The following is a 12,522-nucleotide window of genomic DNA, read 5'->3' on the forward strand; positions in this document are numbered from 1 at the left end:
AGAATGATTATCCATCCCTATATAAAAAAAAGTATACTGTTAACCTTCAGCGCTTTTACCGCGCTGCATATTTCAGCACAGCTCAAACCTGATGGCAGTAGCATTCCTGCGGCTACCGCAGTGCCATTGCCTGCAGGCTATAATTCACCGCAGATAAACTACATCCGCATATATGAGCCATCGATGCCTGCAGCCGATCCGGCGGCAGTTTCCGCTGCTACTGATGTGAAGGCTGTGAAGCAAACCACACAGTATTTTGATGGACTGGGTCGTCTGATACAGACGGTGAATAAGGGCGCCAGTGGCGGCAGTACACCGCGTGACCTGGTGACACCGGTAGTCTATGACAGCCTGGGGCGGGAACGGTATAAATACCTGCCTTATGTTTCTTCCGCTGCAGATGGAAAATTCAAACAGCAGCCTTTTACCGAACTGAATACTTTTGCCGGCAATCAATATCCGGGAGAGAAAATATTTTACTCAGAAACGGTATTTGAGGCTTCCCCGCTGAACCGGGTGTTGAAAACCATGGCTCCGGGTAACAGCTGGGCCGGCGCAGGACGCGGCGTTTCCAGCGACTATCAGATTAATACAACGGCAGATGCAGTTGTCATCTGGTCGGTACCTGCCAATGGTATTATTCCTGTTAAATCGGGCGTGTATGCAGCAGGACAACTGTTTAAAAATATCACGGCAGATGAAACCGGCAACCGGGTAGTTGAGTTCAAGGATAAAGAAGGGCAGGTAATACTGAAGAAGGTGGAACTCCTGTCCGGCTCCGCGGATGGGCATAATGGCTGGCTCTGTACTTATTATGTGTATGACGACTTAAACCTACTGCGTTTTGTGATTCCACCTAAAGCCGTGGAGCTGATCAAGTCTAACTGGGTTGTTTCCCAGCAGATCGCTGATGAACTGTGTTTTCAGTATCAGTATGACGGCCGCAGGAGAATGATTACTAAAAGCGTTCCCGGCACCCGCTACGCCACAGAGATGGTATATGACCTGCGTGACCGCCTGGTATTTACCCGTGATGCCAATCTCCGGACGCAGCAGCAACCGCAATGGCTGGCTACTTTCTATGATAACCTGAACCGACCGGTAATGACGGCGCTGTATAACTCCGCAGTTACCCGCGACGCGCTGCAAACCAGCATGAGCGGCAGCACCGGCACACAGCAGGTGGCATATACTTTTCCCGGAACTGCAGATTTATATCTCAATCAGCATGATGGCAGCCCGGAATACAAGGCCACCAACAGCGTAAATCTGGAAGATGGCTTTGATACCGGTGCTTCCGGAACTACCGATGTGTTTACGGCGCCTGCGGCCAATGCCGGCAGTACTACTATTGCCGCCACCAATGCGCTGCCAGGCATTAACCCTTCCCAACTTACGCCGCTGACCTATACTTTTTACGACAAGTATAATTATACCGGGGCGCTTCCTGCGGTGACAGCTGATTTTACGAAGCTGCAGGCAGGTAATAATCCGTATGCAGAACCGGTAAGCGCGGTGAGCAGCGCCACTACAGGACTGGTTACCGGCAATAAGGTACGTGTGCTGAATACAGACATCTGGCTGACGACCAGTATTTATTACGATGATAAAGGCCGCACTATACAGCTTGTCTCCGATAAAATGAATACCGGTAAGGAAGTTGTTTCCACGCTGTATGATTTTAACGGAAAGACGCTTAGTACCTATCAGTACGTCAACAATCCGAAAAGCAAGGTGGCGGCTGTCACCAGCCTGCTGACCGTAACGGACTACGATGCGATGGGCAGGGTGACCGGTATCCGCAAATCCCTGAATGGCACCCCGCTAAAGGACATGGTGCAGAACAGCTACGATGATCTGGGGCAGTTAAAGACAAAGACACTGAGTAATATAGAATCACTGGATTATGATTATAACATCCGCGGGTGGCTGAAAGGGATCAACAAGGAGTTTGCAAAGGCCGGCGGACAGGGGCATTTCTTCGGTACGGAATTGCATTACGATTACGGCTACACGCAATCGCAGTTCAACGGCAACATCTCCGGCATTACCTGGAGAAGTAAAAGCGACCAGCAGTGGCGTTCCTATGGCTACCGCTACGATGCGGCCAACCGCCTGCTGAAAGCAGATTTCACCCAGAACAACAGTGGCTGGAACACCAGTGCCGGCTATGATTTTACCGTTACCATGGGAGATGGGACTATGGCTACATCTGCCTATGATGCCAATGGTAACATCCTCGCCATGGCGCAGAAGGGGAGGAAAGGTACCAGTAGTGCTGATATAGACAGATTGAGTTATACCTATCTACCCAACAGCAACAAACTGCAGGGAGTAATTGACAATGCAAATGATCCTTCCTCTGCATTGGGAGATTTTAAAGAAATCAATGGTCAGGGTAGCAATGACTACAATTACGACGACAACGGCAACCTCACGCAGGATGATAACAAGAACATCAAAGCAGGCGGGATCAGTTACAACCACCTGAATCTGCCCAGGCAGGTAGCTATCAGGGGAAAAGGTACTATCGTCTATCAGTATGATGCTGCCGGCAACAAGTTGCGCAAAACAGTTACAGACAGTACTTCTTCGATACCCAAAGTGACGGTAACAGATTACATCAGTAGTCTGGTGTATCAGAATGATACGTTGCAATTCATTCCGCATGAAGAGGGCCGGATCCGTGCCTTTGCGAAGGCGAATCAGCCAGTGGCCTACTTCTATGATTACTTCGTGAAAGATCACCTGGGTAACGTGCGGATGGTGTTAACCGAACAGCAGGATACCAGTATTTACAGGGCTTCCATGGAAACCGCTGCTGCACGTGTAGAAAATGCATTGTTCAGCAATGTAGACAACACCCGTTTCAACAAGCCGGTAGGCTACCCGACAGATCAGTCATCCGAACCTAATGAATTTGTAGCTAAGCTCAACGCAAAATCCGGTGGTCAGAAAATAGGTCCCTCTCTGGTACTCCGCGTAATGGCAGGGGATACTGTTTCCATCAACACACAGGCTTTTTATAAATCCACCAGTCCTCAGCAGAACAATAAATCCCCACTGGCAGAAGACATGGTTGCCGATCTGGCGCGGGCCTTCAGCAGTCCCGGTACTGATAACAGCGCCCACGGTATTACAGATGCAACCGGAACAACACCATTCAATACCAACTTCTACAACAATGATTACCGGAAATTACAGGAGAAAAACCAGGACCAGCCACAGGCAGATAAACCGAAGGCGTACCTGAATTTTGTTTTATTCGACGATCAGTTTAAATTAGTAGAAGTGAACAGTGGGGTGAAACAGGTGAAAGCCACTCCTGATGAACTGCAGCAGTTAGGCACAGAGAAGATGACGGTAGCGAAGAGCGGCTTCCTGTATGTATACACCAGCAATGAGACTCCGCAGGATGTGTTCTTTGATAACCTGGTAGTAGTGCAGAATGCAGGGAGGATGCTGGAAGAGACGCATTATTATCCGTTTGGGTTGACGATGGCGGGGATTAGTTCGAATGCGTTGAAGGGGTCGAATTATCCTGAAAACAGGAAGAAATATAACGGTATAGAATATACGAGCGATCTGGATCTTGATATATATGATGCGCAGTTTAGGAATCTTGATCCGCAGATAGGAAGATGGAATCAGATAGATCCGAAGATCGAGAACATGGAAGCATGGTCTCCGTATGTATCTAACTATGACAATCCCATTAAGTACAATGACTTTTTAGGTGATGAGCCAAGCGGGCCAGGAGATCCTATTAAACGGGTAGGACTTGTTACTGGCAGGGAATATACATTGACTGCACCGACAGGAGTAGGTTCTGCGCTTAAGTTTGCAGCGCAATATGTGGGAGGAATTATAAACGAAGGAGTAGAGGCGGCAAATAGATACGTGAACCCCTTGGTTCCCGCTGCAGAATTAGTAGTAGGTAAGAGTTATGAAAGCGGTTTTTCAGAAGATAAATCAAGAGTAGTGTCTGGTGTTGAGGTAGCTGTATCCTTAATTCCAGGAGGGAAAGCGGAAATGGGTGCTGCTAAAGTGGCAGAAAGATCAGTAGTTAGTTTAGATAATAATGCGTTAGTTCATGCTATTGAAGGAAATTCAAAGGATGCAGTAAAGGCTGCCATTGGTAATGACAAACCAATCGTTTCAATTACAGCAATTAAGGAATTTTTAGTTAAAGGAGATAAAGATGCTTTAAGGAGTTATATGAAAGAAATAGGTGCTACTGTTAGTACAAAAGGAGGGTCTTCCTCTCAAGTCAAAGCGTTACAGCAAACAGCAGAAAGTATGGGAAGGAAAGTTGGAACAAACGATGCAAGTATTATTGCGGGTGCAACGAATAACAATGCTACCATAATTTCGAATGATAAACAGATGGTAAAATTCATGCGGGCAATTGGTTTGCCAGTTAAAAATTTTTAAATGGGAGCTTATAATTTGCTTATAGTAAATGTGCAATGTCCTAATTGCAAGAATACTTATGAAGCCAAAATTCAATTCAAATATGGGGATACCTGGCAGTTGCAATATCGGTTGGGAGATAAGTTAAAGTGGGGAGGGAATGACATTGGTGTTCCTGGATGGCCCTGCGTAAAGGTATATGGCATCTTAGAAACAGATATATGCCCTGTTTGCAATCAAATTAATTTGGAGGATGAATTTGATATTTATATTGAACATGATGTACTTAAAGAAGTGCGCAAAATGGACAATATTGAAGATTATTTTTTGAATGATGGGAGTTATAAACTTATGGAGTAATACTAATGTAAGGCCAATATTTTATGAGGGTAAATTAGCATAAAACCTCGTTCATGTTAGTTTTTGTAAGATTCATTCCCGAAAATGATAAACAGAAAAGCCGCAGGCGAACGCCTGCGGCTTTTCTGTTTATCGTGAATACGCTTTTTTAGTTTTGTTATAAGTAATAGCCATATCAATGAAGTAATAAATTTTTTCTTTTTCCTCCTCTGGTAAGGCTTCAATATCTTCTATTCGTTTAAGTAGTTTTTTGTCCAGTACCATGCTGGTAGACTGCCAAAGCCATTCTCGGAAATATCAAGGGAAGAAGTCAAAGTTCGGCAGAAAGACTCATGGATACGGAAAGAGCAAGGTGCAAAGTCCCGATTACAGCCATTTGCACCCATTCCACCCAAGGTAAAGCCAATAGATTATAAGATAGATTTTAAAATTAAATTTCCATAATAATTGAAGTTTATGAAAATACTAACATGCCTCTGTGTCAGTTTTTTGGGTATATTAAATAGTATTGAGAACCCTGGTATTGATAATTTACTTCAACGCTGGAATAAAGTAAGTTTGTCTGCATTGGAAGAAAAAGCAATGTCAACAATTGCAGGGGAAGAACGAGAACTGTATCAGAATAGATTGGAATCGATGCCGGGAGTATGGGAAGGGATTGACAGTATAAACTATAAATCTATAAGATTGCTTTTCCTGGAGAAAATCACCACTGATTTTAACTGCAAAGGTAAGAAATGGGCTGTTATTGAGGTCGTGAAAAATGGAGAAATCAAGCGATTGGTTAATTATCTGATATGTTTTAATGGAAGCCGGACAAATATTATTTCATATCGCTACTATATTGATAAGTGGATTAAAATACAGGAATGGCAACGACCTTTAAAAATTGCGACACTATTTAAAAAAACAGATAAAATATCTATGGGGAGAGGGTGTAATTCTGGTGATGTTATTGTTACGAATTTTAAATCAGAACTTCCTCTACAAACGGTATACTTTGTTGAAAGTACCTTAGCCCACGCAAGCGTGATTAATAGCATTATATCGCGTTAGATAAAAATACAGTGCTATAAGAGAAATTATAATTATCCGTTTGGGTTGACAATGGCATGGAATGTAGTTATGCAAGAATATATTAAGTTATTAGAAAAGAATACTCCTGTAGATCCAAATGTATTAGCCGCTTTTTTGTCACAAATTTATTTTACGCCTGTGGTAGACTATATTGATTTTATTAAGCATTTCAACGGAGCAGAAGCGGAAATTGGGAATAATCAGTATTTAAAATTGTGTGTGTGCCACGTACAATGGAAATAATAGTACCATGCAACAATTGTAAAGCAATGTTTAAAATCGAGTAAAATGTATTCAGAAAAAAGGATAAATGAGAAAATGGCTTTAGAATATGTAATAGATACTGATTGGTTTTTTCTTGATAATTATGGTCATATAGCTGTAGTTGCTTCTGCTGGTGGGTTGCTCCCAGAGTCTGTCTCTGCTGATATGGAAAAGTTAAAGAAGATGATAAGCTTTTTTCGTTCTCTTCCGGTTTTATCAAATGATATAATACTTGAAGAAGATGTTTTACAGAAGATAGGTAACTTTAGTGACAAGGGAAAGGAGAATTACTTGAAAGATCTATATTTTATGGCATCACGTGGATTTTACTACTTTGATAAAGTAATCTTAAATGAATACACTGATTTTAGGTATTTTTTGAAAGCGAAACCAGTAAAAACTCTTGATGTCAATGTAATTAAAGATAAGATCACTGACTTTTTTTCTATAACATTAATTAATGATAATTTAGAGAGAATGAAACATTTTAATGTTAATGAAGTATTATAGATACAGTTAAGGCAGACCCCCGTTTTTATTAACAGTATAAATTTCAAAACGGAGTTAGTAAAATAATCTTTCTATTAAACACTATAACCAAAAACTCCCGGCTACCTCAGTAACCGGGAGTTCTCATTTATAAAAAAGCTATAAATCAAAACGTCATCTCCGCAAAAGCTGCTGCACTCACTTTCTCCTGCTGCCCGCTCACTAAATTCTTCACACTGAGCAGATTTTCCTGCAGTTCAGATTCTCCGAGGATTACTACATACGGTATGCCTCTTTTATCTGCATATTTCATCTGTTTATCCATTTTGGCGCTCTCGTGAAACAGTTCTGCGGCGATGCCTCTGGCGCGTAGCTGCATCATATAGCTGAAGGCTGCGCGTGCGCTGGCTTCACCGAGGTTGAGGAACAGCACTTTGGTGGATTGCTGCGTCGCTTCGGGGAACAGCTTTAGTTCTTCGAGTACGTCATAGATACGGTCTACGCCGAAGGAGATACCAACGCCGGACGTGCCTTTCATGCCGAACATGCCGGTGAGGTCGTCGTAGCGGCCGCCTCCGCCGATGCTGCCCATTTTCACGGTGGCTGGTGCTTTCACTTCTACGATCATGCCGGTGTAGTAGTTGAGGCCGCGGGCGAGGGTGACGTCTATGATAGGTGCGGTGTTGAATGGGGCGTAGCCGGAGTTGATGACGAAAGACAACTCTTCGATGCCTTTCTGCGCGGTTTCGGAAGCGGCCAGCAGTGTTTTGAGCTGGGCCAGTTTTTCTTCGCTGGTACCGCTGATGGCGAGGAATTGCTCGATGGTGGTAATGTCAGCATCGGTCAGGCCACGGGCTGCCAGTTCTTTTCTCACACCTTCTGCACCAATCTTATCGAGTTTGTCTATGGAGATGGTGATGTCGGTGAGGAGGTCCTGTTTACCGATTACTTCTGCGAGGCCGCTTAATATTTTGCGGTTGTTGACGCGCAGTTCATATCCCTGTAGTCCGAGTCTGGTGAGTACGGTATCATAGATCAGGAGCAGTTCCACTTCGTTGAGCAGGGAGTTACTGCCCACCACGTCGGCGTCGCACTGATAGAACTCGCGGTAGCGGCCTTTCTGCGGCCTGTCACCCCGCCATACGGGTTGCATCTGGTAGCGCTTGAAGGGCAGGGTCAGTTCCTGCTGATTCATGACTACGTAACGGGCAAACGGGATGGTGAGGTCATACCGGAGGGCTTTGTCGCTCAGTATGGACGACATTTCTTTATTGCTGGCAGCGGCTTTGGCAGCAGCCAGTTTATCATCGTTGTTGGATAATATGCGGAACATGAGTTTATCGCCTTCCTCTCCGTATTTGCCGGTGAGGGTGGATAAGTTCTCCATGGCGGGAGTTTCCAGCGGCTGGAAGCCGTAAACCTCAAAGGTGCTGCGGATGGTCTGGAAGATGTAATTCCGTTTTCTTACGACTACGGGGCCAAAATCGCGGGTACCTGATGGTATACTGGGTTTTATCATTTCAAAAAGTTATTAAAGTTGCTATTATGCTTTGTCTGTGATGCATTTACAGGCATCATATATTAATTTGTAAACAGGTGCGAACAACGCATCATCGTACCAGGGATCCGGTACTTCCTGTTCTTCCGGCAAAAGGAAATGTACTTTGGCCTTATCAGCTTCGTTACGGGCTTTGCGCAGTACATCCCTGTAATTGTTCTTATCCATCACATATATGCGGTCAAATGCGTCGAAATCAGTTGTCTGGAACTGTCGGCCGCGCAGACCGGCAATATCTACCCCTTGATTCCGCGCTTCTTTTACGGAACGGGGATCGGGCGGATCGCCAATATGCCAGCTACCGGTGCCGGCAGAGTCTATTTCCCAGTCAAGACCCCTGCCGGCGGCGAGATGTCGCATTATACCCTCGGCCAGCGGTGAACGGCAGATATTGCCCAGACAAACCATCAATATCTTCATTGTTAATATAATTGTAAATCAGCCCGCAAACCTACAAGATATTATGGAAATGTTTATCCATTTGCATCTTAATCCGTAAAAAGCAGGGATTTTTTGCAAAAACTGCCAATTATAAAATAAAATGACTCCTTAATTATAAGCGGCAGAAAATGTTGAATTTTTAAATCAAAAATTTGCAACATGTTGAAAAAATGCCTCAAATTGCGCCCTGATGAGGGTCGGAACATGGTTTTGGCACTTTTTTTTAACATTCTTCTAAAATTCCTGATACCAGATTAAAAAATATTTTTTTGTATAATTGTAATTCACAACATGGAAAAACTGGAAGAACAAACAAACAGGCGGCTGGAAAATAAATACAGGCCAATGGGTGAACTTATCAGAGGCATATTCTTTATTCTCTTTGGTCTTTTCGCAATTTTTGCGCAGAAGCTGGGATTGGGAGAGTTCCGTCTATCTCAACAATGGATGACTGTCATCGGAGCAGTATTAATATTATACGGCGCTTTCAGAGCGTATAATGGTATACGGAAACTTTTTTTTAACAGGCACTAAAGAGAATGATATGTTTTTCAGTTTTAAGAACAATGCTGTATATTTAGCAGCGCTGGCCATGCTGATGTCCGCCTGCGGACCCAACAACGCAAAAAAGCTGGATACGGCAACTGAAGGAACTATCCGCATCAGTGTGGATGAAACCTACAAGCCGCTGATAGATTCAGAAATAAAAGTTTTCGAATCACTGTATCCGAAAGCGCATATCATTCCTTCCTATAAACCGGAAGCAGAATGTTTTAAAGATCTTTTAAACGATAGTGCCCGTCTGGTAATCGTGACACGCGATTTCAATACGGCTGAAAGAGACTACTTCAAAAAAATCAAGATCGTTCCAAACAGCCTGATGCTGGCCTGGGACGCCCTCGCCCTGGTAGTCAACCACAGCAACCCGGACTCCATCCTCACCATGGATCAGGTCCGCGGGATTATGGACGGCACCAACAAAGACAGGAAATGGCAACTGGTGTTTGATAATGCCAACTCAAGCACCGTGAGATACATCCAGGATTCCATCAATAAAGGTAAACCTTTGCCGGCCGGCACCATGGCCGCCAAAACCAATCCCGAGGTAATCGATTATGTATCCAAAAACAAGGATGCTATCGGTGTCATCGGCGTCAGCTGGATCTCTGATGAAAGTGACTCGCTCGCAATGGCCTTCACCAATAAGGTAACTGTTGTAAAATTACGCGCCGACTATGGTTCGGATTTTGTTCTACCTTATCAGGCCTATATCGGCATTGGTACATATCCGCTGAAAAGGGGCTTCTTCTACTGCCTGAAAGAGCCATACCATGGCTTAGGCACAGGATTTGCAACCTTCCTGGGCAGTTACGAAGGACAGCTTGTTATCAAGCAGTTCCGGTTATTCCCAGCCAGGTTGAATGTGGTTTTCAGGGAAGCCAATCTTAAATAGAAAAAAAACACACAACTAAAACTAAAACCAGATTGCAAATGAACAGACGGAAAAGTTTACTCGTAGCATTGCTGTGCGCCGCTTCCGGCAGCGTGATGGCTCAATCTGTGGAGGATGGATTGAAAGACCTGTATTATGGTAAGAATCTGTCAGCAAAACAGAATTTTGAAAAGGTAATTGCTGCGAAACCTACAGATGACAAGGCTTATTACTACATGGGTATAGCTCAGCTCGCACTGGAAGATGTGGCAGGCGCTACTGCTACTTTTCAGAAAGGACTGCAGGCCGTTCCAACCTCTGCATTACTGCAAGCTGGTATGGGACGCATTGACCTGATAAAAGGAGATGCTGCTGCTGCAAAAGCCAAATTTGAAGCTGCCAGTGCAGCTACTCAGGGTCGTGATGGCGAGGTAGCACGCGCTATCGCTGACGCTAACTCCGAAATCAAAGGCGGCGACCGCGGTTACGCCCTGACTATCATGGAGAAACTCCTCAACAACGAAGGACGTAAAAAGAAAGAACAATATACAGCTACCGCTGCCGACCAGATCGAACTGGGCGATGCTTACCGCTACCTCGGTGGTGAAAACGGTGGTAAAGCCATTACTGCCTACGAAAAAGCACTGGAACTGGATCCTAATAATGCAGAAGCCGTGATGAAAGAAGGACTTGTTAACTACAACGCCCGCCTGAAAGCGGAAGCTGTAGCTGACTGGACCAAAGCTACCAACATGGATCCTAACTATGCTCCTGCTTTCCATGAACTGTTCCTGTTCTACACCACACCAAGGAAAGACCAGCTGTCATGGGATAAAGCCGCTGAATACCTGGAAAAATACATGAAAGTGGCTGATCCGGCAGATAAACTGAAAAATGACTACTATTCTGCCTCTATCTCCTTCTTCAAGAAAGATTACGCAAACGCTGTAAGCAAGGGTAAAGCTGCACTGCCAGGAGCAGACGCAGTATACAAAGGCAAATTCAGCCGCCTCGTCAGCGATGCATACCTCCAGAGCGGTGACTCCCTCAACGCTAAGCAGGTGATGGATGAATACGTGAAAAGCGTAGGCGAAAGCAAGCTGGAAGCACTGGATTATAAACAGTTAAGTGAAGTATACGGCCGCGTAAGAATCGCTGACTCTGCACAGGCTGCTATCAATGACTCTCTGGCTTCCCTGTATCTGGAAAGATATGCTTCTTCCGATACGACCAAAGATGTGGATACCTACAGAAGCGTAGCAGAGTCATTCAAAAAACTGCGCGATTACAAACGTGCTGCTGAATGGTACGGTAAACTCGTAAACGATTTTGACGAGAAAGCAAATACAGGCAAAGTAACCGACTATTTCTGGAAAGGTACCATGGAAATGTACGGCCGTAACTACGATGCTGCCGATTCTACCTACGGTACTTTCATCAGCAAATTCCCTGAACAGGAATCTTTCGGATTATACTGGAGAGGTCGTGCCAACATGGCCAAGGATGCTGACGCCAAATTAGGCCTGGCAGTTCCCTACTTCCAGAAATTCTTTGAAATCGGCGGTCCGGAGAAAGCGAAAATTACTCCGCGCCTGTTAATGTTCCCGTATCAGTACCTGATGATCTACTACTACAACAAGGAAGATAAGGCTAACCTGCAAATCTATATAGATAAGGTATTGTCTATCGAACCTAACAACTCTACCGTACAGCAGATCAAGGATGCTCAGGCCTCCATGTCAAAACAGGCTGCTAAGCCTGCTGCCAAACCAGCGCAGAACAGGAAATAATTTTCTTGCTATACATAAAAAAAAGCTCCGGGTATTTTTTACCCGGAGCTTTTTTATGAGCGGTAATCTCCTGATTATTTGAAATGCCCGCTCCTCCCGATGCCGCGCTGCCGCGGCATTTAGTGTGTAAAAACAACAATAAGCCGGAAAACAGGAGGATAAACCAGGGTAGAACAGACCGGTTTCTAAGGTTTCCGTCTGGCAAAAAAAGATAATATTTTAAATCCTAATAGATTTGATATTTGGTTTACTTACAGTATTTTTGCGCATTCGGACAATGTTTTATCGGGAAGCTTATGTATACAGACACTGTATTTTTGTCAGCAACGACTACTCCTTTTAGCTATTTCCCTATAGTACTGCAATTAATTGCTGCTCTAGGTTTTGTTGGGATCACCATGCTCGCCACCCACTTCCTGGGACCCAAGCGTAAAACAAGCGATAAGCTGATTAACTTTGAAAGCGGAATTGAACAGCGGGGAAATGCCCGTCAGCCGGTAGCTATCAAGTACTTTCTGACAGCTATTCTTTTCGTGCTGTTTGACGTGGAAGTGATCTTTTTTTACCCCTATGCTGTTAATTTTAAAGAGCTGGGCTGGGAAGGGTTCACTGCTGTGCTGATGTTTGTGGGCTTCTTTTTGTGTGGTTTTATCTATATTATCAAGAAGGGCGCCCTCAAATGGGAAGACTAATCTAAA

Annotated in this window: 10 protein-coding genes; 8 read left to right on the top strand and 2 right to left on the bottom strand. The window is 44.4% G+C overall.

Annotation, left to right across the window (positions count from 1 at the left end):
* The first annotated feature begins 3 nt into the window (after positions 1–3).
* The 5 genes from GWG06_RS03650 (at position 4) to GWG06_RS03665 (ending at position 6,624) form a co-directional block, all read left to right on the top strand.
* Positions 4–4,434: a DUF6443 domain-containing protein gene (locus GWG06_RS03650; RefSeq protein WP_160711437.1), complete on the top strand. Its 4,431-nt coding sequence runs from the start codon at positions 4–6 to the stop codon at positions 4,432–4,434.
* On the top strand, positions 4,435–4,773 hold the full coding sequence (locus GWG06_RS03655; protein WP_160711439.1) for a hypothetical protein: 339 nt from the start codon (positions 4,435–4,437) through the stop codon (positions 4,771–4,773).
* A gap of 456 nt (positions 4,774–5,229) precedes the next feature.
* Positions 5,230–5,829, top strand: a complete 600-nt coding sequence (locus GWG06_RS03660; RefSeq protein WP_160711441.1) for a hypothetical protein — start codon at positions 5,230–5,232, stop codon at positions 5,827–5,829.
* A 51-nt stretch (positions 5,830–5,880) separates the two neighbouring features.
* Complete coding sequence (locus tag GWG06_RS30520; RefSeq protein WP_235938118.1) at positions 5,881–6,093, top strand: hypothetical protein; 213 nt, start codon at positions 5,881–5,883, stop codon at positions 6,091–6,093.
* 45 nt (positions 6,094–6,138) lie between these two features.
* Entirely contained in the window at positions 6,139–6,624 is a 486-nt protein-coding gene (locus GWG06_RS03665; RefSeq protein ID WP_160711443.1) for a hypothetical protein, read from the top strand.
* Between the two features lie 145 nt (positions 6,625–6,769).
* Here the strand turns inward: GWG06_RS03665 and hisS are convergent, their stop codons facing one another.
* Both hisS and GWG06_RS03675 read right to left on the bottom strand, forming a co-directional pair.
* Complete coding sequence (gene hisS / locus GWG06_RS03670; protein ID WP_160711445.1) at positions 6,770–8,122, bottom strand: histidine--tRNA ligase; 1,353 nt, start codon at positions 8,120–8,122, stop codon at positions 6,770–6,772.
* Between the two features lie 24 nt (positions 8,123–8,146).
* Positions 8,147–8,581, bottom strand: a complete 435-nt coding sequence (locus GWG06_RS03675) for a low molecular weight protein-tyrosine-phosphatase (protein ID WP_127042090.1) — start codon at positions 8,579–8,581, stop codon at positions 8,147–8,149.
* 565 nt (positions 8,582–9,146) lie between these two features.
* Between GWG06_RS03675 and GWG06_RS03680 the strand changes: the two genes are divergently transcribed.
* The 3 genes from GWG06_RS03680 (at position 9,147) to GWG06_RS03690 (ending at position 12,516) form a co-directional block, all read left to right on the top strand.
* Positions 9,147–10,055, top strand: coding sequence for a substrate-binding domain-containing protein (locus GWG06_RS03680; RefSeq protein ID WP_158631576.1), 909 nt, complete (start codon positions 9,147–9,149; stop codon positions 10,053–10,055).
* A gap of 38 nt (positions 10,056–10,093) precedes the next feature.
* Entirely contained in the window at positions 10,094–11,824 is a 1,731-nt protein-coding gene (locus GWG06_RS03685; RefSeq protein ID WP_127042094.1) for a tetratricopeptide repeat protein, read from the top strand.
* Between the two features lie 296 nt (positions 11,825–12,120).
* Complete coding sequence (locus GWG06_RS03690) at positions 12,121–12,516, top strand: NADH-quinone oxidoreductase subunit A (protein ID WP_127042096.1); 396 nt, start codon at positions 12,121–12,123, stop codon at positions 12,514–12,516.
* Positions 12,517–12,522: the final 6 nt, after the last annotated feature.

The organism is Chitinophaga solisilvae (assembly GCF_009928525.1).
Classification (GTDB): domain Bacteria; phylum Bacteroidota; class Bacteroidia; order Chitinophagales; family Chitinophagaceae; genus Chitinophaga; species Chitinophaga solisilvae.